This window comes from Marininema halotolerans, from assembly GCF_900116235.1.
GTDB lineage: Bacteria > Bacillota > Bacilli > Thermoactinomycetales > DSM-45169 > Marininema > Marininema halotolerans.
This window is the reverse complement of record NZ_FPAA01000013.1, coordinates 59,646-83,642: the sequence shown is the minus strand read 5'-3', so window position 1 is coordinate 83,642 and position 23,997 is coordinate 59,646. Positions and strand designations below refer to the sequence as shown.

Genomic DNA, 23,997 nt, shown 5'->3' with positions numbered 1-23,997 from the left:
TTGTTGGATACAAACGAAATTGAAACGCTTTGTGCATGGGTTCACCTCCCTTGTACTTAATTATATACGGGGATGGTTAGACTTACGAGAGGGGAAAAACATCCCTCCCTCGTCTAACGCGCCGATTCATCCCCCACTTGTAGAAGTTGGGAGTATTCTCGGCGCAATTAAGATAAAAAAGCGACCTTAATGCTTTGTAAACGTGAAGAATTTACTTATTCCGAAACCGTAACGATAGTCAATGATTTTCCGCGGCTCATCTAGCGTACGTTCCTTAAATTCGAGATCACCCAGAGCATAAAAAAAGAAGAGCCTAGGCTCTTCTTTTTTTATGCTGGTTATTCTTCGGTATCCAATTGACATTCTGTCAGTGGAATCACTTTGGTTTTCTTCACCCACTTGTATCCAAGCCATAGGATAAGGAACAGTGGGATGCCAATATATGAAACCAATACTCCATACCAGTCGACGGTATCCCCAGTAAACGCAGCGTAATTTTGTCCGATGATGACAAATAAACAAAGCGCAAACGCCAATAGTGGGCCAAAGGGGAACCACTTTGCTTGATAGGGTAGATCATTTAAATCCCTTCCCTGAGCCACATAAGCCCGGCGAAAACGATAATGGCTGATGGCAATACTTAGCCAGATGATAAACCCAGACAATCCAGAGGCATTTAACAGCCATACATAAACGGCTCCGTCGCCAAAGATCGATGCAAGGAAAGCAAACATCCCGATGATTGCAGTAGCAATCAAAGCATAAACAGGAATTCCTCGCTTGTTAATATAAGTAAAGAACTTAGGAGCATGTCCTTCCTTCGCCATATGCCACAACATTCGTGTGGAAGCATACATCCCCGAGTTCCCTGCGGAGAGTACCGCCGTAAGAATGACTGCATTCATGACTGCAGCGGCGAAGGCTAAACCCGCTTTATTAAACACCATGGTAAAGGGGCTCATTGCAATTTTGCCTAAATCATCATTGATCAGTCTCGGGTCGGTAAAAGGAATGATTAGACCCATGACAAAAATCGCTAACACATAAAAGAGTAGAATCCGCCAAAAAACCTGTCGCATTGCTTTTGGAACGGTTTTTCTTGGGTTTTTACTTTCCCCTGCTGCTACCCCGATCAACTCGGTTCCCTGGAAAGAGAAACCCGCAACAATGAAGACAGCCAGCGTTGCTGCCCATCCATTATGAAAAGGAGCATCTCCAACCGACCAGTTTTTAAAACCAATCGTCTCTCCGCCCATAATCCCAAAGATCATTAATATACCAACAACGAGGAAGATCACCACGGCTCCTACCTTCACAAGGGCAAACCAATACTCTGCCTCACCAAATCCTTTGACAGAGAGGAAGTTAAGTAAAAATAATAGGATGAGGAATAACCCACTCCATAAGTAGGAAGGTGTATCTGGGAACCAATATTTCATCACCAATGTGGACGCCGATAAGTCTGCAGCCAGCGTAATTGCCCAGCTATACCAATAGTTCCAACCCATTGCAAAACCGAGGGCTGGATCGACAAAGCGGGACGTATACGTACTAAAGGACCCCGTATCCGGCATATATGCGGACATCTCGCCTAGGCTTGTCATCAAGAAATACACCATGATTCCAACAGCAATGTAAGCAACGAGTGCCCCTCCGGGACCTGCTTCACTGATGGAGCTACCGCTTGCTAGAAAAATTCCTGTTCCAATGGCACCGCCGATGGCAATCATCGTCATGTGGCGCGACTGTAATTCACGCCTTAAGCCCGTGGAACTTTCCGTTTGCTTCTTCATAAAAGTAGTGGCTCCTTCTTACGAAATAGTGTGGCGAATGCGGTACCTATACATTTTCACGTATTCGGAAAGCTAACGCACCTGAGCATTCATGTTGATTTAAGCCGTTCATTAATGGAAGTGAAGACCCCCATCAAAACAAACATGTGTATGATTATACGAAAGGATGGAATCCATAGCAATGGAAGGTTCTGCCGATCAACGATGTTGTAGCCACCTTGCCTTTGAAAAAACAAGGCACTTTTCTCCCTTTATCCTCTCACAAATTCCTTGTCCCCATTCCATTGAACTCCTTTCATTCCAATAGAAACAAACGATCACCTTACTTGGGTTCAGCAAGCATAAAAAACTAGCGTCACACATCGAAGAAAGGTTATTGTTTCACTTCTTCGCGCTTTCAGGATTCATTCCGATTGAGGAGGAAGTTAAATGAGTGCTCATAAAAAATTCACTTTTCTCATTATCCATGGAATGGGTGAACAACAGGAATTTTCAACACTGGATCTCTTTACGCGAAATTTAATGAATGTACTTCATGCTCATACACAAACACCCATTCTGCTTGAACATTGTCACGACCCACTCCACCCCGTCATCGAAAACTTTGTACGATTAACCTATTCCGACCCCACCCCTACACAGCTAGATCTCCACGAATACTACTGGGCCCCTACGAGTGAACGATCCATCTCCTTTAAAGAGATTATTCAATGGTTAATTCATGCATCAAAGGGGGCGAAGCACTTTTATCAAACTCACCAAGCCCTCGCAGCAAAATATGATTGGGATTCAACCTTGACTACACTGGATCAACTTTACTTAAAAGAGATTGGCGGTGTTACTGAAGGCGTAGGGAGCTTACCTATTTTACGACAAAAGCTTCCCCATTGGCTGGAACCCTTGCTCCGCCTAATCATGAGTAATTCTGAAAAACTTGTCGTGGATTATTTGGGTGATGTGGCTACCTATACCACCACGGATAAACGTTTGTCACAATATGCTACCCGACTCGAAATATTAAATGGTGCGATTGCGAAGGTGCGATATCTGTTAGAAAAGGATTGTGAGCACCTGATTCTACTTGGACACTCCCTTGGTAGCGTCATTGCCTATGATGTTTTGAATGGGATTCATCTTGCGATCCAGAGTGATCCGGTATTCAAAGACCATCATCATGCTTTGAAGAAACTGATTACTTTTGGTTCCCCTTTAGATAAAGTAGCATTTTTCCTCAGTGATCAAACCCCTGTCACCTATTCGATCAAACGATGGATGATCAATAATCTCCTTTCCTATCGCCAACTGCACACCCCCCCTACCTTTCCAGGGTTTGTGCAAACCACCCCCTTCTTAGAACCTATTCTTGAACAACTCCCATGGGAAAATTATTGGGATCCTAAGGATCCCATATCCGGTCCGTTAGACTACTATACCCATGTCGAAAACATCCAAGTCGATAATGGGTTGTCTTGGGGATATGCCCATTCAGGCTATTGGACCAACAACCACTTTTACAACCAGGCGATTATTCCCCTATTGGATTCCCCGAAATGATCATGGTAATATTCAATCGATAAATGTTTACGATTGATTCGATCCTTCTAGGGGAAGATAGAATGAGGATCCAATTGACTTCAATCATTGGCTACAAATCACCGCGAAAGGAATGAGCGCAATGGCAAAACAACAAATCGGAGTAATTGGATTGGCTGTTATGGGGAAAAACCTGGCCCTTAATATTGAAAGTCGCGGCTTTTCTGTCGCTGTTTATAACCGAAGTGTCGAGAAAACGGAGGAGTTTTTGCAAGAAGCACAAGGAAAAAATGTAATCGGGGCGACCAGTCTCCAAGAATTTTTTGATTCACTGGAATCCCCCCGGCGAATTCTTCTCATGGTCAAGGCCGGAGAGCCTACTGATCAAACAATCGCCAGTCTAACCCCATTACTCGACAAAGGAGATATTCTCATCGATGGCGGCAACGCATTTTTTGAAGATACCCGTCGTCGCAATCAGGAGTTAGAAGGACTCGGAATTCGATTTATCGGTGCAGGTGTTTCTGGTGGAGAAGAAGGCGCACTCAAAGGCCCTTCGATCATGCCTGGGGGCCAAGAAAGTGCTTATCAATTAGTCGAACCCATTTTGACTGCAATCGCCGCCAAGGTCAATGGCGAACCTTGTACCACCTATATTGGCCCTGATGGGGCAGGACACTATGTGAAAATGGTACATAACGGCATTGAATATGGAGACATGCAATTAATAGCAGAAGCCTATCACCTGATGAAGGACGTCCTAGGTCTTTCGAATGAAGAACTCGCCAATACCTTTAAAGAATGGAATGAAGGGGAGTTAGATAGTTATCTCATTGAGATCACGGCAAATATTTTCACAAAGAAAGACGAGGAAACCGGGGAAGCCCTCGTTGACCTCATTTTGGATACGGCTGGACAAAAGGGAACGGGGAAATGGACAAGCCAAAGTGCGCTTGATTTAGGCGTCCCCCTCTCCATCATCACTCAATCCGTCTTCTCACGCTTCCTCTCAGCAATGAAGGCCGAACGTCAAAAAGCATCCCGAATCTTACGCGGTCCTGAAGCCGGCCTCTCCAGCCAAGATAAGAAAAAATGGATTGAGGCCATTCGACAAACACTTTACGCCAGTAAGATCTGCTCCTATGCGCAGGGTTTTGCTCAAATGCGAGTCGCCAGTCAAGAATATGGGTGGAACTTAGACTATGGCAAAATTGCAATGATTTTTCGGGGTGGATGCATTATCCGCGCTCGCTTCTTACAAAACATTAAAGATGCCTATGACAAGGATCCAGAGCTCACCAACCTTTTATTAGATCCCTACTTTCAGGAAGTCATCGATCAGTACCAATCCTCTTGGCGCAAGGTTGTAGCGTTAGCCGTTCACAGCGGAATCCCTGTTCCAGGCATGTCCAGTGCGTTGGCTTACTTTGATAGTTATCGTCTAGAACGACTTCCAGCGAATCTACTGCAAGCACAGCGCGATTATTTTGGTGCCCATACGTATCAACGAATTGATAAAGAAGGCACCTTCCACACGGAATGGTTACAATAACAACATACATGGAATAAAAGGGCTCTCCCATTGGAAATTTCCAATGGGAGAGCCCTTTTGTAAAGCCAATAATGATGTAGATCCCTCTCTCTTAATGCGTAGCTGAGCGAAGATAACGTTTATATTGGAGAAGAGCGATCACTAAGCCAATCAGTCCAAAACTGAGGAGAACCCCAAGTCCTTGAAGGACATCACCAACATGCGCCCCCCTCACCATCACATCTTGAAAGCTTTTTTGTGCCCAAAATTGAGGCGTAAAGTGTCCCACTTTTTGTGCAAATGCAGGTAACAGATCAAAGGGAAACCAGAGCCCACCTAGCACAGCTCCCCCTAAAGCGATCAATTGCGTACCTGCAATCCCTTGGGTTTCCCCTCTAACTAACATGGAGAGAGCCAGACCAAGCCCGGTACCACAAATCGCTAAGCAAAACACGATGGCTACAATGGCAATCCCATCTCCTAGATGAAGATCATAGACAAAATAACCAAAGGAGAGTAGCACAGTACATTGGATTAACACCATGATCAAGGCGGGGATCCACATCCCAATCAAGTAATGAATGGATCTCATCGGCGTACTATGCAAACGAGCCACCATCCCTGAATCCTTCTCACGGAAAAAGCCACGAATCATGGTGATCATGATAAAAAAGACAAACATCACCGTATAACCCGGAACCACTTGTGAAATAGCATTGACCGATTTTACATTTTCCTTAATTTCTTGGATTTGCACAGGGGAGGCCATCATTTCTTTCACTTTCTTAGCATCCTTGGTGACTGTCATTAACACGGTGGATAATTTATGATCCTTATATCCATGCGAAATATTCTCTAATACGGATCGAATGGGAGCCACTGACTGGTCCGCTGTGGAATCACGATAAAACTTGACCTTCACCGATTGACCTGCTTGCATATCCTTCTCAAAATTCTCCGGGATCACAAGCAAGGACGTTTTCTTTCCTTCCTTGATCTCCTTTATTTGTTTGTCCAACGAGGTGGAAGACTGTTTTTTTACTTTAAACCCATCGATCTGATCAATTTCTTTTATCAATTGCTTCGATGCCTTGGTTCCATCACGATCCAAATAATTGACCGTTACCGTCGTGCCAGTATTGCCAAATACCGAACCAAATAGAGCAATAAAAAGGATCGGCATGAGTAACAAGAAGAAAAAGCTTCCTTTTTCCCGTAATACAATCTTCAACTCTTTTACCACGATACTCCACACTAGACAACGCCTCCTTAAGAATTGTTCAATGGATTTGACTAATCACGCAACTGTGTACCCGTTAAGGATAGGAATACATGTTCCAATGAAGGCCTTACAATCTCTAATCGCTTAATATCTTCACTTGTATCCGACTGTAAGAAATACAGCATCGTCTCCTGTAAGCGCTCGGTTTCAATCATCCATCCATCACCTTGAGCATAGGTTCGAATGGCTCCAGGGAGTGAAGTGGGGGCCTCCTTCAATGTGGGCGCTTCCACGTAAACCGCACGTTGACTGTATTCCGTTAAAAGTTCCTGTAAATTTCCTTGAGCGATAATTTTCCCATGATCAATGATTGCAATATCATCACAAAGCACTTCAACTTCTTCCATGTAATGCGTCGAGTATATGATCGTAACTCCTTCTTTTTTCAAGATTCTGATCATGTCAAAAATATGATTGCGTGATTGTGGATCAATTCCCACAGTCGGCTCGTCGAGAATTAAAATTTCAGGTTTGTGTAATAAAGCCGCTGCAATGTTCACCCGCCTTTTCATCCCACCTGAAAAGGTTTCTACCGCATCTTTTCCACGATCTTGCAAGCCAATTTGTATAAGCACTTCACGGATGCGTTGTTGAAGCAATTTGCCACGAATTCCATACATTTCGCCAAAAAATTTGAGGTTGTCATAGGCACTTAGTTTTTCATACAGAGTAATCGATTGGGGCACATACCCCACGCGCTGCCGGAGCTCTCTTCCCTTTTTTGTTGCATCCATTTCAAGGATTTCTATACGCCCATGATCTGCTCCAACAATCCCCGTTAAGATCTTCATCGTTGTTGACTTCCCAGCCCCATTGGGACCTAATAGTCCAAAACAAGCTCCCTTCTTGACCGAGAATGTTACCCCCTGTAATGCTTTCTTTTGTCCATAGGATTTTTGTAGATCCTGTATACTTAATGCCTTCTCCATGAATCATTCTCCTTTCTTTCTCCTTTTTATCTAAATAACCACATGGCGTTCCAACAAATGGACAGCAAGTCGAAGCAACCCGAGCGTGATCACCCAACTGATTAAAATGAAGATACACTTCGTTCCTAAGGTTAAAGGTGTCAAAAGAAACAGGGCTGCCACTGCGTTAATAATGAGATTACCGACTCCCCATATAAGAGGGAAGATAGGTTGTAATGTCGACCTACGTAACAATGCTGATACCGTACCCAAACTGATTACAAAGGGACTTAGGCTTAAAACGATGACATACCACTCGACACCTGTTACCAAGGTATCTGGAATTTTCGCTCCGTCTCCCTCTAAAAGCATCACATAGGTCATAAAAGCGAATAAACCCAGATAAACCAAAGCTAATGTCTTCGCCCAACGTAGCAAACTCGCAATAAATTTAGCGCTAATCAAATTCCCTCGTGAATAGGGAAGAGCGAGCCACCACCCTACGGTTTCATTGCTCCACTCTCTTTTAATATTTTGTACCGCGATGCCTATCGCCCAAAATAGCATCCCCCAATTAAAATTCCAGATCTGTACAAAGCGGGTTTGCCCCTTCCATCCTAAATAGGTCGCTAGAATAACTACCAACGCCACCACGATCCCACTGTATACATACAACCAAACTCGAGGCATCTTTATCTTGCCACGCTTTTCGCGACGCTTGGCTTTTAGCTTCCATTCGTGTTGCAGTAAGACCCCCAAATTACTCACAAACCCCTACCTCCATGCGACATTTTTTTTACGAGTTGCATCATTGAACCATGCTCTGCCCGTAATAACTCCGCTTCGCCGCTTAACGCTACTTGCCCTTCGTTTATAAGGAAGACCGAGTCGAACAACCCTTCCGCTTCATAGATCTCATGGGTGCTGATTAGGATCGTCTGCTCCCCTTCGGTCACATAATCAATTAGCGCATCCATAATCCGTTCCCGTGAATGCGTATCGATCCCGGTAAAGGGCTCATCCAGTATGATCAACGGTACTTTACGGGCTAAACACATTATGAGCATTAAGCGGGCTTCCTGCCCCTTACTCATCTCATCAATGCGCATGGAGGAATCAATCTCCATCCATTCCGCTAGCTCCTTCGCCTTCATCGAATCAAAACCCGGTAAAAGATCACCCCCCCATTGAATTGCACCTTCCACCGTATGATTGCCATACCACCGCGCACGATCAGGAAGGTAGGCAATTTGGTGATTATTTCTCCACCCAGGCGAATGCCCTAATACAGCGATCTCCCCATCATCGGGCTGATTTAATCCCATAATTAATCGAAAGAATGAGGACTTTCCAGACCCATTGGGTCCCAAAATCCCGACGACCTGTTGAGAAGGGATTTCGATATTAAAATCTTGTAGAACCATACGCGATCCATAAGACAGATTCACATCTCGAAACTGGACGACTGGATCCTTCATACTCTCCCCTCTTTCTTGCGTTGGATAATCGATGAAATATCCTCAAGAGAATACCCCAGATTATCCATTTTTTCAATGAAATCGTCGATCGCTTTCTCTGCCCACTCTGAACGAAATTGATCCACCGTTTCTTGAGAATGCGTAATAAAGGTTCCTTGACCACGCCTTGTCTCCGTCAGCCCATCTCTTTCTAACTCTTTGTATGCACTCATTACCGTATTAGGATTGATTTTTAACCCTTGTGCTAACTCACGTACAGATGGAACTTTTTCTCCCAAAGCAATCTCTCCTCTAGCAATGGATCCACGCATTTGGTTAACGATTTGTTCATATAAGGGTAGGCTCAAATCCAACCCGAATCGCAACGTTCCAATTTCATGTTCCTTCACATTCAATCCCCCTCCAATCAGGGAACACCCACAATCAAACCAAACTGTGTACTAACTGTACTAAGTGTATTATATCTAATAATACACTTGATGCAAGGGTCAAAGCAAAAAAAGGCAAAAAAAAGACTCTCTATGAGAGCCCGATTTAGCCTATCCATTGGAGGAATTCGCTTTTTTCTCCTGATCCGTGACTTTTGGTAAAAACTTAAACCGCTTTTTTTTCTTTTTATTTTTGGTGGCTTCCTCTTTCATTAACTCGGATACTGACACAAATTGATATCCCCTTTTTTTTAACGTGGGGATAATGTAATTTAATGCAATCGCTGCACGTGGCTCTGAATCATGAAAAAGCACAATATCTCCATTACTCGCTCCTGATATCACTTGACGAACAATGCGATGGGTGCTTCGCCTTTGCCAATCATTCGTATCTTGATCCCATGACCAAAGGATTAATTGATGCTTTGTCTCTTTGGTTGCCTTGATCACCATGTCATTGTAGTAACCACCCGGCGTTCTTACTAAATTGGTCTTTTTTCCAGTCGTTTCATAAACCGCTTTTTTCCCCTTTTCAATCTCCTCTTCTAATTTCTTTAATGTGAGTCGATTCACCCGTGGATGACTGTACGTATGATTGGCTATTTCATGCCCTTCTTTACGTATTTGACGCGTCAATTGAGGATGCTTTTCCACGTTTTTACCCACAACAAAAAAAGTGGCTTTCACATGATGCTTTTTTAAGGTTTTAAGGAGACGTGGCGTATGAACTGGATGAGGGCCATCATCAAAGGTCAGTGCAATTTTTTTGCCTGCCTTGGGTGCCTCCCATACAATCTCACCCCGTTCTTCATAATAACGACGCGTTTTCTTGTGTCCGTCCCCTTGTGCATTGGCGACCATCGTAAAAATCAATATGAAACAACCGATCCCCATCGCCCATATGTGCCGTTTTCCCATGTACCTGCACCCCTCTGCTACCCTGTAGGATTTGGCCTTGTCACCTTCTTTATACATGGGCACATCTTTCACTTCCCTTACGAACATACTCAAAAAGAGACCGTTTTACAGGCAAATCGCCTACATATTGATTCTTACCGTTACTAAAGGAGGTCGGGTCTCTGTGTTTGAACAAACCGCCGGTGAAGCATTGATCGATATCCTCACGGAATGGGGAGTCGAGTTCATTTTTGGCATGCCGGGTGACTCCATCAATACCCTGATGGAGCCCCTTCGAAAACAAGACAAAATCCGTTTTATTCAGGTACGTCATGAGGAAGCTGGAGCCTTAGCTGCCTCAGCCTATGCAAAATTAACAGGCAAGCTCGGGGTTTGTCTGGCCATCGCAGGACCTGGAGCCATTCATTTATTAAATGGCCTCTATGATGCCAAGTTGGATCGCGCACCTGTGCTCGCCATTACCGGCCAAGTAGAAAGTGATTTAATTGGGACGGATTTTTTTCAAGAGGTCAACCTGGATCGTCTATTTGATGACGTCGCCCTTTATAATCAGCGCATCATGTCAGCTGAACAATTACCCGTGGTGGCCAATCAAGCCATCCGTATGGCCTATACACATCAGGGAGTCTCTCATCTAAGTATCCCGGATGATATCCCTCGCTTTAAGGTGAGTCGGGATGCCCACCGTACCAATTCACTTCTCGTTAAATCCCTCCCCATGCCGGAAACTCAAGACCTCGACGCTGCCGTTCAACTTTTATCTGAGTCAGGAAATACGGTCATTTTAGCCGGACGAGGGACTCATGGTGCTCGCCAAGAACTACTCAACATCGCCCACCGTCTAAAGGCTCCCATCGTTCTTACTCTACCTGGAAAGGGAGCCATCCCGGATGACCATCCCTATTGTTTAGGAGGGCTTGGACTACTGGGGACAAAACCCGCCTATCAAGCAATGAAGGAAGCCGATACACTGGTGATGATAGGCACCTCCTTCCCCTTTACTGGGTTCTTGCCTAAGAAAGCAGCAACGATCCAAATTGATTCCAATCCGGCTCAAATCGGGAAGCGCTATCCCGTCGATGTGGGACTGGCCGGTGATGCAGGCCTTACCTTACGTCAGTTATATGAGCGCCTGTCTGAAAGAACAGATGATGACTATCTCATTCGTTGTCAAGAACGCATGCAAGACTGGCATGGGAAAATGACGAGACAGGGTGAGGAAGAACTTCTCCCACTCCGCCCCCAAACCGTTCCTGTACTTTTACAGTCAATCCTTGAGTCCAATGCGATTATTTCCTGTGATGTTGGCAATGTCACCGTTTGGATGGCACGTAACTTCCGAGTTTCCCAGCAATCCTTCATTACATCGAGTTGGCTAGCGACCCTTGGGTGTGGACTTCCTGGGGCGATCGCTGGGAAATTGGCCTATCCTGATCGCCAGGTAGTCGCGGTTGTGGGGGATGGCGGCTTCACCATGATGCTCTCGGATTTTGTTACCGCTGTGAAGTATAAACTTCCCCTTGTCGTGATCGTATTAAATAACGCCAAGATCGCGATGATTAAATTTGAACAAGAAAGCATGGGCAATGCCGAATTTGCTACCGATCTTACGAATCCAGACTTTGCCCGTTTCGCAGATGATTGTGGGGGGATTGGCATCACGGTACACACCCGAGATGAGCTAATCAATGCACTACCACGCGCCTTTTCTGCTAGTAAACCGGTCATCATCGATGTATTTGTTGATGCAGGAGAACCTCCCATGCCCGCTCATATCACCTTTAGCCAGGCAAAAAATTATGCCATCCACCTAGTAAAGGAATGGATGGCAGATCCAACGTAACCATCCGCATACGGACAACACCAGGGTTCGCTTCCCTGGTGTTTTTAATTTAATGATGCAATGAAGTTATTAGTAACATACATTCCCGAAGCATGCCAGGAAGGAGGGGCTGTTGTATATAACCACGAGTGGATAACAAATAATTCGTTACATTGTGTGTCGGAGTATACTCCCTCGGAAAAAGGAACCCAATGTTCAAGGGGGTGAATGATGTGAGAAAGATCGATCCGTTTGGCCTCCCCCACATTTTGATAGACCAGGAGGAGTGGACTTCCCGTCACCATCGCTGGCTTTGTAAAGCTGATTAAAACATGAGTAAAATGAGAACGAGAGGCACGCCCCGATAGGTACAGCGCACTTTCGTTAATTGTATGAGTCGATTTCCAGGAGCAGTTTACAATTCGAACATTCTCGACAAAGCAACAACTTCCATCCACAAAAACTCCCTGTGGAAACCCTTCAATATAGCTATTTTTCAACGTACAGTGATCCTGTAAACGCAACCCCACATAACCATTCCGATAGGTGGGTACTGTTGTATCCGCATCTTTGTTATTGACAGATTCCAAAAAACGTTGATTAATCATTTGTATTTGATTAAAGCAAAGGTGTGAAGATCCTTCCGCAAAATTATTGCGCGTATAATTGTATAAGTTCAATTTCACATTAAAAAAATTGATATTCTTTATTATTTCATTTGAGAAGAAACCGCGGCATCGTTGGAAAGTAATGTTTTCAAAGCAATGACCCAAGCCACCTTCGTAAAGCAAAAAGTCTCCCTTGAGAGAAGTAATATTGTTAACGACATGACCCATCCCACTGATACTCATCCCATTATCGAGCAGGGCATTTTTCAAAGTAAAGTTTAGCGTAGATGCGTGACAGTCTAGGGAGTGAGTTTCTGAACCATTCGGATTGCGCGTGGTATCCGTAATGATCATGCCATCAACCATGACATGCATGGGAATCCCATTGCCGCTATTCCCTCCTGAGATCCCATGACGATTGTGCTTTGAATGGATATTGGATATCCGTACATATTTCGTTGCATCGGCTATCAACACCCCATAAAGATATCCATCTTTGGCGCTATAACCGATGGACTCAATATATTCCATCGTTACATTCATACTATAAGCAATGTGAAAACCCGTATAATTCGTACGGACACTTTTAACCTGATTGGCATAAAATCCATCACAATAGCGAACCCGAATCGATACATTGCTGGCAATCTTCGCACCAGAAACCTCTTCCCCATTTCGTTGAATTGTAAGTCCGATCACAGCAATATTTCGATAAGGGGTAAAAGCAGTAACCCCATTCGTTGTCGTTGTGGGTAGAGAAAGTGAAGCACGATCTGAAAAAGCGACCATGGTCGGGGTAGCAACTTGTACAGAAAAGATTTCACCGGCTGTATAGTACGGACGAATCGCACGGCCTTGATCCCATGCTTCAGTAAACCGACGCTGATTACGATAGATGATGAAGTCTCCGGCTTGCAACGCGTTGGCAATGGAGTTCATAGGATCACCCAAGCAAACATCTTCCGTTTGCATTAACGAAATCAGCGAAGGTTCTTTAAAATCAAAGGCAATGACTTGATTGTTTTGTTTTAAATCGAGAATGGTACGGTCGATTCCACTTCCTTGAATGTGGATATTGCTCTTAAGCCATAATGTTGCACTGATATAGTAAACACCGGCAGGTATCGTAACCATTCCTCCACCATGAGCTGAAACATCGTCGATGGCTTGTTGAATGGCGAAGGTATCATCAGTAATTCCATCACCCGTTGCAAGATAAGGTGCATTCTTCACATTAGCCGTTAACAAGAGACCTCCCTCCAATGTTCATAGTGAAACGGATTTCGTTATACCACTAGGCTATTCAGGTCCCCCCGTATCTTTTCATCCCCATGCAAAATGTTAACGATACGGTCAATCGTTTCTTCGATTATTAATCATAATATTCAGTTATATTAACCTATCAAACCGCTCAACAAGGATCTTTCTCCCATGATCGGTTTGATCTACAGATTTAATGCTCGACAAGGTGAAGCTCAGCACGTTCCCCCACCACGGATAAACGCGCGACACCACCAATTGGAAAGGTAATAAAGGGAGACGTATGGCCAAAATCTACATTCGCCACAACAGGGATGGAGTGCAATTCAGGTTTCGTATCATGGATCTTCTGCAAAAATTCACTTCTCATCTGACTTCCCCTTTGAAATCGTCCAATGACGACTCCCCTTACTTCTTTAAAATCGGGTTGATGAAGCACCGCCTGTAAATTACGATCCCAAATCTCAGGACTTGAAAGATAATCATCCTCCAAAAAAAGAATGGCATTGCGCAAATCAGGCATATATTCCGTACCCAACAGGAGATTGAGTGTACATAAATTCCCACCCACGATTCTCCCCTCAGCCTCTCCAGAAGAAAGGGATAGCCATCCCTTCGTAGGGTTAAACTGACGGTTCTCCTGATCAAGGTACCAAGCGTCGTCGCTCCAGGTTGATGCTTCTTCTATCGCAAAGGGTTCAGATTCCATTACACATTTTTTAAAATACGATAAGGTATATTCAAATCCTTTTTTCATAGCAAAACTTGAGAAAGCTGGACCACTATAAGTGACCACTCCCGCCTTCGCCAAAATGGCATTCTGTAAAGCAGTCGTATCCGAATAACCACAGAATACTTTGGGATTGTTACGAATCAATGAATAGTCCAACCCTGCCAGTAACTGATTACAATTAAAACCGCCAATTACTGTGAAAATCCCCTTCACTTGGGGGTCAGCAAATGCTTCATGAAGGTCCGCCAACCGACTCTTTACCGAAGACGATTGAAAGTCATCCATCTCTTCCACATGGCTAGCAAATGTAACCTTGAGCCCTAATTTCTCGAATCGCTCCTGGGCAAATTCACGTTGTTCTTGTGCAATAATTCCCAAACTTTTGGATGGGGCAACCACCCGTACCTCATCTCCATGCTTAAGCTTTGGTGGAACAAACATGATCCATCCCCCTCATTTTAAAAGCAGGTGCCAGAATAAGTGCTACGCTTAATTAAAAATATATTATTTTTATACTAATGAATTTAAAAGAAAAAGACAAGGAAAGTATCCCTTGTCCTCACAAATGGTTAGCCGACATTAACCGACATGCTCAGCGGTTGCAACTTCTGCCTTCTTTTCCACAGTGGCTAATTGAGGCTCATCTGCCTCTTCTGGATAAGCTTGTGTCCCATCGATGGTTACCAAACCACGAAACTCCTCTAAAAGATGGTTGGTAATCGGTCCTGGCTTTCCATCGCCTACCATCCGCCCATCTACTTTTACCACTGCAATCACCTCCGCTGCCGTCCCCGTGAGGAAAACCTCATCGGCAACGTACACATCATGACGCGTAAAGGGTTCTTCTTTTACGGTGTAGCCATGGCGACCACATAAATCCATAATAGCCTGTCGGGTAATCCCATCCAAGGCACCAATGTACCCCGGGGGTGTGAAGAGAATTCCCTTTTTAACGATGAAAATATTATCACCAGACCCCTCGGCCACATAACCCGCCTGGTTTAGCATTAAGGCTTCCCCAACACCTGCTTGATTGGCCTCCATTTTCACCAAGATATTATTTAGATAGTTCAGGGATTTGATCTTCGGATTTAATGCATCCGGTACATTGCGCCGAGTGGGTACCGTCACGATGGATACCCCTTCATCATACATTCGTTGCGGGAACATTTTGACTTGATCCACAATAATGATTACTTTGGGATCTTCACAGGTAGAAGGGTCCAATGAAAGGTCTCCCTTTCCACGGGTAATCACCAAGCGAATATAAGCATTCTTCAATTGATTCTTCCGAATGGACTGGAGAACAGCTTCTTCCATTTTTTCAATCGTGTAAGGAATTTCCAACAAAATGGAGTGTGCGGATTCATAGAGACGAATCAAATGGTCCCTTAATCGAAATACATTCCCATCATACACTCGAATGCCTTCAAAAATCCCATCCCCATAAAGAAATCCGTGATCAAAAATGGACACCGTGGCTTCTTCTTTCTTTACATAGTCACCATTCATATAGACCCATCGTTGTTCCTTCATCGAATTACACCCCTGTTCTGAATAATTAATTTAGATAAAATGAAAAGCCTTCATGGGCAGTCTGAAGAACCTATCAGAACCTGCCGCATGAGGCTTTTTTCCCCACGGTGTACACCGTCTCCAGTGCGGCACCACTTGGACCAGACCTCTACTCGTAGAGCGGAACCCTAGATGCCCTCCTGATTCAATCGATACAAATATTTAACGACGATTATAGGCTTCGGAACTCCCCTTGTCAACCTCAATTTCTTTGATGTTTTGATAATGATAGCATGGATAGGAGCCGAGCTGACGAACGTGACAACCCCAACTGGCTACATCGGTAAGAGCTTTGTGTAGGGAAGGGTGATCGCCTTTTATTTCGGTATCAATAAGAAAATGATACGTCCCCAATTTTTTCTTGGTCGGGCGTGACTCAATCCGGGAAAGGTTGATCGTTCCTTTGGCAAAGGATTGAAGCACGCGATGTAATGCTCCTGGATAGTCGGAGGGAAGGGAGATAAGTAAGCTGGTCTTATCATGTTCTTTGGGGGCTCTTGGGTGTGCCCATTCCCTCCCTACTACGATAAAACGAGTAAAATTATGGGGGTAATCTTGGATCGATTCCGCCACCACATGAAGTCCGTATAGTTGATGCGCCATGAAGGGACCGATGGCGACCCATGGCTTACTCCCTTGATCCCGTATTTTACGAGCGGCGTCAGCGGTGCTATCCACGTAGGTAATCCTCGCGTTGGGAAGATGATCCCTCAGATATCCTCGACATTGCGCCACCGCTTGAGGGTGTGATAAAACCCGCTCTACCTTCGCTAAGGGTAAATCTTTGTGAAGAGGATGAATCATCAAATGTTGGGCGATTGGATAAATCAGCTCCCCTGAGATTGGCACCTGCACATGATGGATCAGCCAATCCAATGTCAGGGTAACGGATCCTTCAATCGCATTTTCTATCGGGACCACTCCATATGAAAATTGGTCCTTTCCCACCGCGGTCAATACGTCAGGAATTGAATCACAAGGGGTATAGACAAACCCCTCTTCAGGAAACAAGGCTTTTGTCGCCTCATGTGTAAACGTCCCTCGGGGTCCTAGATAGGCAACTTCGTCCTTCATTGTTTTTCTCCTTTAATTTTTCTCATCACTTTACTAGGGGGAATTAGCCCCTGTCAAATGAAGAGTTACCCCCTCTGTGCAAGGATGAAGGTGTAGAATCCGCACAGAGACCTTATTTTTATGAAATACCTCTTTCATAAAGTGAAGCATCTTCTCCTCGTTTTCAGTAAAAGCAATCACTGTTGGACCTGCACCTGATAACGCGACGCCAATCGCTCCATGATGGGGACCCTCGGTGATCAATTCATTTAACCCTGGCACAAGTGCTGCCCGGTATGGTTGATGAAACCGATCTTGCATTCCAATTCGTAACGCCTCGCGATTGCCTGTTAAGAGTGCTGCAGTCAAAAGATTTGCCCGACTGCTAGCCAATACCGCTTCCGTGTGTTTCAATTGATCAGGAAGCACTTTTCGTGCTTCAGAAGTGGCTAAAGGTGCATCGGGAATAGCTACCAACATAGGAAAGGGAGGGGCTGGGGTGTGTACATAATGCACCTTCTCTCCATCCCATGTGGCAATAATTCCACCCCCATATAAGGATGCCCCAACATTATCAGGATGCCCCTCCCATTGGGTTGCCATTTGCAAAAGTGTATCCTTTGAATAGGGCTCCCCAAGCAGATGGTTTGCAGCGACCAAGCCTGCAATAATTGCTGCCGCACTGGAACCTAATCCTCTCGTTATTGGAATCTCACTCTCCACTTCCATTTTCATCGGTGGTAGCGATCGACCCTCTCTCGCAAATAACGGCTCCATGACACGAAAGATTAGGTTCTCCTCTCCCTGATTCACTTGCGCTAATTCCTCACCAACCCCATATATTTCCCATTGATTTGAAGGTTGTATACGTAGATAAAGATAGCGATTAATCGCTAACCCAATGGAATCAAACCCGGATCCCAGATTCGCTGTGCTTCCTGGTACTCTTACTTCAAAGGGGCTAAAACTTGCCACAGGTTGCCTCCCCCTTTCCCCTTACCGCTTGGAAGACGGCTTCTTTATCACAGGAAACCTTGATGGGCTTTACCTGCACAGCATCCATTGCTGTTGAAGGATCCTTTAAACCGTTTCCTGTCAATACACAGACGACTTGTGTTCCTGAAGGAATCTCTCCCTGTTGCACCCGTTTTTTAACCCCCGCTACCGAAGCAGCAGAGGCAGGCTCACAAAACACCCCTTCTTTGCTTGCCAATTGACGGTAGGCTTCGACAATCTCATCGTCTGTCACACTATCAATGAACCCTCCTGAATCCCGAGCAGCCAACACCGCCGTCTCCCAACTCGCAGGATTCCCAATCCGAATAGCCGTCGCGATGGTTTCCGGATGTTCGATTCGCTTCCCACGTACAATCGCCGCCGCTCCTTCCGCCTCAAATCCATACATCCGAGGCAAGCGAGTAATCTTCCCATGGTCTTTGTATTCACAAAACCCTTTCCAGTAGGCAGAGATATTCCCTGCATTCCCTACGGGAATCGCCAAGATATCAGGTGCTTCTCCCAGCTGATCACACACTTCAAATGCCGCTGTCTTTTGTCCCTCTATGCGATAAGGATTGACTGAATTGACTAGGGTAATCTCCGATTCAGCAGCAATCTCTCGTACCATTTCCAACGCTTGATCAAAGTTGCCTTCAATGGCAATTACTTCTGCACCATAGACAACCGCTTGAGAGAGCTTTCCCAAGGCGACATGACCATCCGGAATAACGACAATACACCGAATCCCCATCCGTGCTGCAAAAGCCGCTGCAGAAGCTGATGTATTGCCCGTCGAGGCACAGATGACCGTTTGACTCCCTTCTTCCACGGCTTTAGCCATCGCCATCACCATGCCCCGATCTTTAAAGGAGCCTGTCGGATTAAATCCTTCCACCTTTAAATAGAGGTCAATTCCCAAAGTGGCAGATAACTGTTCAGCACGAATCAGGGGGGTATCTCCTTCATGCAACGTTAAGGCCGGGGTATTTTCCGTTATGGGTAAATACGAACGGTATCGTGCGATAATCCCCTCGCTCATCCCTCTCTCCCTCCCTCAACACGATAGTAACTTTGTATCCCTTGGACCGCCTCCAAGGCAACAATCTCATTCTGTACATGATCCATTTGCCGACGACTTGCTCGATGAGTAATGAGAATGATTTGTGCGCTATTCTCACCATAAGGAAGTTGTAATACTGTTTCGAGACTAATATTTTCGCTCGCAAACAGCATGGTTAGTTGGGCAAGCACACCGGCTTCGTCTGTGACATGTAACCGCAGGAAATGCTTTGATTCGATCTCATCCAGTGATTTTAAAATTCGTTTCTGATAAGGCCCTACTGTGCCCCTTCCATTCACTCCTAAGCGGCGATTCTTTACAACCGTTACCAAATCAGAGACGACAGCGGTTGCCGTGGGCATCCCCCCAGCACCCGGGCCATAAAACATCGTTTCTCCAACCGCCTCACCATATACTGCTACCGCATTATACACCCCATCGACGGAGGATAAGGGGTGGCTAAGGGGCAAAAGAACCGGTTGTACACTCACTTCCACTTTCCCTTGATCCCTTTGAGCAATCCCCACCAGTTTAATTCGATACCCTAATTGATGGGCAAAACTGACATCTTCCTGGGTAATATCGGCTATTCCCTTTGCTTCCACACCCGCCAATGGCATATCGATTCGAAAACCAAGGGTCGCCAAAATCGCCATTTTCCGAGCAGCATCAAGGCCATCAATATCAGCAGTGGGATCCGCTTCGGCATATCCTAGCTCCTGAGCCTGAGCGAGGGCATCTTCAAACATAACCCCCTCTTGTTCCATCGCCGTCAAAATATAATTCGTTGTCCCGTTTACAATCCCGATCATTTTCGTGATGCGATCTGAAGAAAAACCCTCCACTAATGCGCGTAAGATGGGAATTCCCCCAGCAACACTTGCCTCGTAAAACACATCACATTGCTTTGTTGCTGCGACAGAAAGAATCTCTCCTCCATGTAGCGCCATCAAATCCTTATTCGCTGTCACGACATTTTTGCCATTCGCGATTGCCTGCAAAATATACTCCCTTGCTGGATCAATCCCCCCCATGACCTCGACAATTACATCAATCTCAGGGTGATTGAGTACCTGTGCCGGATCATCGGTAATTTGTTCGGAACTTAAATGAACCCCACGGCCTTTCTTTGCATCTTGAACAAGCACTTTTGTAATCACAATGTGTTGCCCCGTCTGCTTTTCTAAATCATCCTTATGTCCTTCCAATAGCCGAACAACCCCACATCCAACGGTTCCAAGCCCCAGTAATCCGACTCGAACCACATCGCTTTGCTTCATCGGTTTCCCCACTTTCGCTTTTGTTCTCTCTGAAACTACTCTCCACGAGCAACGATAAACGCACGTTGGACACCATCTAGTTTTTGAATTCCCTCAACCAATGTAGTCACATCCACATGGACTTGCGCAGTGTCCAACGACATGGTCACCCCTGCCATTCCTTGTAGCGGGATGGTCTGATTAATTGTCAGCACATTGCCACGTTGTAAGGTCAGATATGAAAGAATGCCTGATAAAACACCCGACCGATGTTCTAGCGTCAGAGAAACGGTAATAATTTTCTCTTTCATCAATGCATTAAATGGATAAACCGCATCCTTGTATTTATAAAAGGAACTACGGCTCATCCCAATCATTTCAACGGCCTCTTGTACCGTTTTTACGGTTCCAGCCGCCAGAAGCGCCTTCGCTTCAACGGTTTTCTGCACGACCTCAGGTAGCATGTCAGAACGAATCAAGTAATAAGCATCTTCCTGTTGGGTCAATCGATTGTCCTCCTTCCAAAAACAATTGTCTTTTATTAACGGACATTATAGATTCTATCGATCCTGATTGCAAGGAATTTTTTTTACAAGAAAATGAATAGCTCTCGTGGTAAGATAAACGTTGATGATCAAAAATGGAGGCTCGCTAACAGCTGAACAAAAAGTATAAAACATTAAAAAAGTATATTGTATTTTCCAACGTTTACCTTATGATGAAATAGTAAGGAGGCGTTGAATATCTACTCGATAGGAAATGATCTTGTTCAAATCGTTACGGTATTTAGCTGTAAATTACAAGGGAAACGGGCGAATCAGGCTAGAAAGCTGGTGAAGGAATTAACTCACCATGATTAGAGCCTATTAGATCCGTCTAACCCCGAACAACAAGCAACGTTCCCAATTAGAGAAGTCGGCTCATGTTGCACGTTGGGCGTATAATTGGACACTGAACCAGAAAAAGTCTCACTACGAGGAAACAAAGAAAAACTATAGTCAAGGGGATTTGAGGAAGCACTTAACCCAGCTTAAACAGACCGATGATTACCGCTGGCTATTTTCCGTTACCAAACAGGCGATTAAAGACTGTGACGTTGCATTTCAACGGTTCTTTAAGGGACAGTCGAGGTTCCCACGATTCAAAAGTCGGAGACGCTCGAAATGGGGCTTCTACAATGATCCGCATAAAGTGAAGATCGAACCCACACGGATTCGATTGGAGAAGATCGGCTGGATACGACTAGCCGAAAAAAAGTACTTGCCCGAAGAGTTCAAGCCACTTTCTTATCGCATGGGAAGAGAAGGAGTTCATTGGTTTGTTTCCATCACAGTGGAAGTGCCTGATTATGTCGATTATTCCACGCCCGCCAATCCGCCTGTGGGTGTGGATGTTGGCATTAAAACACTCGCAACGGTAAGCAATGGAGTAACATACAAGAACATCAACAAAACAAGTAAGATCAAACGATTAGAGAAACGCTTCAAACGGTTGCAACGAAGGGTTTCTCGTAAATACCAAATGAACAAGGAGGGAGACCGTTACTGGAAAACACGCAACCTTATGAAACTGGGACAACGAGTCGCTAAGTTGAGAAATCGCATGACGAACATCCGCAAAGATACCATTCATCAGATGACAACGGAGATCGTGAAAACCAAACCCTCTCACATTGTCATCGAGAATTTGAATGTACAAGGAATGATGAAGAATAAACACTTATCCCAGTGTGTATTTGGCGAAACGGGACACGATGAACCAGGAAGAAAACGTAGACTCTTTGTAGAGTTTTATAAGTTTTTCGTAACGGCGAAGTAATGATTTCTGTATTGTTTGTTTGCCTTGGTAATATTTGCCGCTCACCTATGGCAGAAGCCGTCTTTCGGCACCAGTTAGAAGAAGCCGGGCTAGAAAAAAAGATACAGGTAGACTCAGCCGGCACAGGGGATTGGCATATAGGGGAACCCCCTCACACAGGGACGCAAAATCTTCTTCGTGAACATGGCATCTCATTCCAAGGAATCCATGCGCGTCAAATCCAATCAGAGGATTTTACATCATTTGACTATTTGATTGTGATGGATGAGAGCAATTTCACCAATGTAACCGCGCTAGATCAAGCCGCCTCCTCCCGTGTGCATCGTTTGGTGGATTTCATTCCCGATACGACTTACAAAGAAGTTCCTGATCCCTACTTCACTGGGGACTTCGAAGAGACATACCAACTCGTAAAAGCAGGATGTCAGGGGATCTTGCGCATGATTTACGAAAAGCATAACCTCCCCTACTAACTCCAAACAAGAATCAACAAAGACGACTCGTTATTCTAGCGAGTCGTCTTTTTGTTGGTTGCTGCAAGATCACATAATCCAGTGCACACAGGATACCCTATCGTTACACTTGTATCTTGGCTGAACACATATACCCCACACTACGATAAATGGAGTGGTTATACATATGGTGAATTTTCTTTGGGGGCTCGCCGGCATCCTTGGCATTCTCTTCATTACCTACTTATTTTCCAACAATAAACGAATCATTCCCTGGAGGACAGTCGTGTTGGGACTTGCCATCCAATTTACTTTTGCCTTTATGGTGTTAAAATGGTCGGCAGGTCAAGCTGGACTTAAGTGGTTTAGTGCAAGAGTTACTGATCTCATAGACTTTTCAAATGTGGGGATTCAATTTTTATTTGATGGTCTCGTCACTGGAAAAGGAGGGCCGATCTTCGCTTTACAAGTCCTTCCCGTCATCATTTTTCTCGGTGCGCTGATAGGGATTTTATATCATTGGGGAATAATCCAATGGATTATCCGTATTCTCGGTGGAGCGATTGCTTATCTCTTGGGGACAAGTCGGGTAGAGTCCCTTTCATCGATTGCCACTGTTTTTTTAGGACAATCTGAAGCTCCTCTCCTCATACGTCCCTATATTCCTTCCCTGACATCGTCGGAGCTGTTTACGATTATGACCAATGGATTCACCTCTGTCGCCGGCTCTACCCTCATTAGTTATGCCCTTCTAGGTATCCCCCTTCCTTATCTTCTCACTGCGAGTGTGATGGCGGCTCCAGCAGGATTGGTCATCTCCAAATTGATGTATCCAGAGACCAAACGAAACGAGACCGCTGAACAGATTACCATGGTGCAAGAAGACGATACGGTCAATGTCATCGATGCTGCCGCGAAGGGAGCCTTGGATGGTTTACGCTTGGCTGTTAATGTAGGTGCATTGTTGCTCGCCTTTATTTCATTAATCGCCCTGTTCAATGGCCTTTTAGGATTTGTTGGTTCGTGGTTTGGTTATCCAGGCCTTACCTTTCAGACCATCTTAGGATATATACTCTCCCCCATCGCCTTTCTCATTGGGGTACCCTGGTCAGAAGCAATTACCGCAGGTAGCTTTATCGGTCAGAAAGTCGTTATTAATGAATTTGTCGCCTACAGTGCTTTCGGTAAAGTAATTGATAACCTCTCCCCTATCACAGGGATCATCATCACCTTTGCTTTATGTGGTTTCGCCAACTTCTCCTCCATCGCTATCCAGATTGGTACCATTGGAGGATTGGCCCCTTCACGCAGAAGTGATGTGGCCCGCTTTGGTTTAAAAGCGCTACTCGCAGGAACGCTGGCAAACCTCTTAAACGCCACCATTGCCGGGATGCTCATGCGTCTCTTTTAATTTTTCATAGAAAATCATAAGCGGTCACTTCCTAGATGCATCCTAGAAAGTGACCGCTTATTTGTTTCGCTGTTCA

22 protein-coding genes and 1 pseudogene are annotated in these 23,997 nt (G+C 45.0%); 8 read left to right on the top strand and 15 right to left on the bottom strand.

The genetic code is table 11. The features are described 5' to 3' along the window. Nucleotides 1-190 (top strand): hypothetical protein (locus CHX35_RS17755; protein ID WP_217895892.1); only part of this gene is annotated, 190 nt, incomplete at its 5' end. Nucleotides 191-338: 148 nt separating this feature from the next. On the opposite strand, the gene CHX35_RS15110 is transcribed toward CHX35_RS17755, so the two are convergent. After that, the gene (locus tag CHX35_RS15110) at nucleotides 339-1,793 is read right to left on the bottom strand and encodes an amino acid permease (protein WP_091838950.1); all 1,455 of its coding nucleotides are present in this window, start codon (nucleotides 1,791-1,793) and stop codon (nucleotides 339-341) included. A gap of 429 nt (nucleotides 1,794-2,222) precedes the next feature. Between CHX35_RS15110 and CHX35_RS15105 the strand changes: the two genes are divergently transcribed. Next, nucleotides 2,223-3,347 carry a hypothetical protein gene (locus CHX35_RS15105; protein ID WP_091838947.1) on the top strand — a complete coding sequence of 375 codons (1,125 nt, stop codon included), beginning with the start codon at nucleotides 2,223-2,225 and terminating at the stop codon, nucleotides 3,345-3,347. A gap of 121 nt (nucleotides 3,348-3,468) precedes the next feature. Next, nucleotides 3,469-4,878: an NADP-dependent phosphogluconate dehydrogenase gene (gndA, locus tag CHX35_RS15100; RefSeq protein WP_091838945.1), complete on the top strand. Its 1,410-nt coding sequence runs from the start codon at nucleotides 3,469-3,471 to the stop codon at nucleotides 4,876-4,878. Between the two features lie 91 nt (nucleotides 4,879-4,969). Here gndA and CHX35_RS15095 read toward each other — a convergent pair whose 3' ends face one another. The 6 genes from CHX35_RS15095 to CHX35_RS15070 form a co-directional block, all read right to left on the bottom strand. Next, complete coding sequence (locus CHX35_RS15095) at nucleotides 4,970-6,112, bottom strand: ABC transporter permease (protein WP_245838871.1); 1,143 nt, start codon at nucleotides 6,110-6,112, stop codon at nucleotides 4,970-4,972. A gap of 38 nt (nucleotides 6,113-6,150) precedes the next feature. Then, a complete protein-coding gene (locus CHX35_RS15090; protein WP_091838939.1) occupies nucleotides 6,151-7,068 on the bottom strand; it encodes an ABC transporter ATP-binding protein in 918 nt (305 codons plus the stop codon). A gap of 30 nt (nucleotides 7,069-7,098) precedes the next feature. Then, a complete protein-coding gene (locus CHX35_RS15085) occupies nucleotides 7,099-7,815 on the bottom strand; it encodes an ABC transporter permease subunit (protein ID WP_091838937.1) in 717 nt (238 codons plus the stop codon). Continuing rightward, on the bottom strand, nucleotides 7,812-8,525 hold the full coding sequence (locus tag CHX35_RS15080) for an ATP-binding cassette domain-containing protein (protein WP_091838934.1): 714 nt from the start codon (nucleotides 8,523-8,525) through the stop codon (nucleotides 7,812-7,814). Before CHX35_RS15080 ends, CHX35_RS15085 begins: the two co-directional genes overlap by 4 nt. Next, the gene (locus CHX35_RS15075) at nucleotides 8,522-8,914 is read right to left on the bottom strand and encodes a GntR family transcriptional regulator (RefSeq protein WP_091838932.1); all 393 of its coding nucleotides are present in this window, start codon (nucleotides 8,912-8,914) and stop codon (nucleotides 8,522-8,524) included. Before CHX35_RS15075 ends, CHX35_RS15080 begins: the two co-directional genes overlap by 4 nt. A 150-nt stretch (nucleotides 8,915-9,064) precedes the next feature. Then, nucleotides 9,065-9,871, bottom strand: a complete 807-nt coding sequence (locus CHX35_RS15070) for a polysaccharide deacetylase family protein (protein ID WP_245838869.1) — start codon at nucleotides 9,869-9,871, stop codon at nucleotides 9,065-9,067. Nucleotides 9,872-10,034: 163 nt separating this feature from the next. Between CHX35_RS15070 and CHX35_RS15065 the strand changes: the two genes are divergently transcribed. Beyond that, nucleotides 10,035-11,714 carry a pyruvate oxidase gene (locus tag CHX35_RS15065; protein ID WP_091838929.1) on the top strand — a complete coding sequence of 560 codons (1,680 nt, stop codon included), beginning with the start codon at nucleotides 10,035-10,037 and terminating at the stop codon, nucleotides 11,712-11,714. Nucleotides 11,715-11,758: 44 nt separating this feature from the next. Here CHX35_RS15065 and CHX35_RS15060 read toward each other — a convergent pair whose 3' ends face one another. The 8 genes from CHX35_RS15060 to CHX35_RS15025 all read right to left on the bottom strand — a co-directional run bounded on the left by CHX35_RS15060 (nucleotide 11,759) and on the right by CHX35_RS15025 (nucleotide 20,746). Further along, entirely contained in the window at nucleotides 11,759-13,549 is a 1,791-nt protein-coding gene (locus CHX35_RS15060) for a glycoside hydrolase family 55 protein (protein WP_245838867.1), read from the bottom strand. 205 nt (nucleotides 13,550-13,754) lie between these two features. Beyond that, the gene (locus CHX35_RS15055) at nucleotides 13,755-14,735 is read right to left on the bottom strand and encodes a S66 family peptidase (protein ID WP_091838923.1); all 981 of its coding nucleotides are present in this window, start codon (nucleotides 14,733-14,735) and stop codon (nucleotides 13,755-13,757) included. Nucleotides 14,736-14,873: 138 nt separating this feature from the next. After that, nucleotides 14,874-15,830, bottom strand: a complete 957-nt coding sequence (gene ilvE, locus CHX35_RS15050) for a branched-chain-amino-acid transaminase (protein ID WP_091838921.1) — start codon at nucleotides 15,828-15,830, stop codon at nucleotides 14,874-14,876. A 201-nt stretch (nucleotides 15,831-16,031) separates the two neighbouring features. Then, nucleotides 16,032-16,943 carry a prephenate dehydratase gene (gene pheA / locus CHX35_RS15045; protein ID WP_091838918.1) on the bottom strand — a complete coding sequence of 304 codons (912 nt, stop codon included), beginning with the start codon at nucleotides 16,941-16,943 and terminating at the stop codon, nucleotides 16,032-16,034. Between the two features lie 33 nt (nucleotides 16,944-16,976). Continuing rightward, nucleotides 16,977-17,897 carry a homoserine kinase gene (gene thrB / locus CHX35_RS15040; protein WP_091838916.1) on the bottom strand — a complete coding sequence of 307 codons (921 nt, stop codon included), beginning with the start codon at nucleotides 17,895-17,897 and terminating at the stop codon, nucleotides 16,977-16,979. Continuing rightward, entirely contained in the window at nucleotides 17,884-18,960 is a 1,077-nt protein-coding gene (thrC, locus tag CHX35_RS15035) for a threonine synthase (protein ID WP_091838913.1), read from the bottom strand. Before thrC ends, thrB begins: the two co-directional genes overlap by 14 nt. Continuing rightward, entirely contained in the window at nucleotides 18,957-20,261 is a 1,305-nt protein-coding gene (locus tag CHX35_RS15030; RefSeq protein ID WP_091838909.1) for a homoserine dehydrogenase, read from the bottom strand. Before CHX35_RS15030 ends, thrC begins: the two co-directional genes overlap by 4 nt. Before the next feature lie 35 nt (nucleotides 20,262-20,296). Then, complete coding sequence (locus CHX35_RS15025) at nucleotides 20,297-20,746, bottom strand: ACT domain-containing protein (RefSeq protein WP_091838906.1); 450 nt, start codon at nucleotides 20,744-20,746, stop codon at nucleotides 20,297-20,299. A 255-nt stretch (nucleotides 20,747-21,001) separates the two neighbouring features. Here CHX35_RS15025 and CHX35_RS17330 point away from each other — a divergent pair. From CHX35_RS17330 to CHX35_RS15005, 4 genes and pseudogenes are all read left to right on the top strand, one after another. Continuing rightward, nucleotides 21,002-21,100 (top strand): annotated as a pseudogene (locus CHX35_RS17330) (IS607 family transposase); the annotation flags it as partial. A 10-nt stretch (nucleotides 21,101-21,110) separates the two neighbouring features. Further along, nucleotides 21,111-22,058, top strand: coding sequence for an RNA-guided endonuclease InsQ/TnpB family protein (locus CHX35_RS15015; protein ID WP_245838875.1), 948 nt, complete (start codon nucleotides 21,111-21,113; stop codon nucleotides 22,056-22,058). Continuing rightward, nucleotides 22,058-22,531, top strand: a complete 474-nt coding sequence (locus CHX35_RS15010; protein WP_091838903.1) for a low molecular weight protein-tyrosine-phosphatase — start codon at nucleotides 22,058-22,060, stop codon at nucleotides 22,529-22,531. The genes CHX35_RS15015 and CHX35_RS15010 overlap by 1 nt, the downstream gene beginning before the upstream one ends. 169 nt (nucleotides 22,532-22,700) lie before the next feature. Further along, nucleotides 22,701-23,921 (top strand): NupC/NupG family nucleoside CNT transporter, encoded by a 1,221-nt coding sequence (locus tag CHX35_RS15005; RefSeq protein WP_091838961.1) that lies wholly within the window; start codon nucleotides 22,701-22,703, stop codon nucleotides 23,919-23,921. Nucleotides 23,922-23,997: the final 76 nt, after the last annotated feature.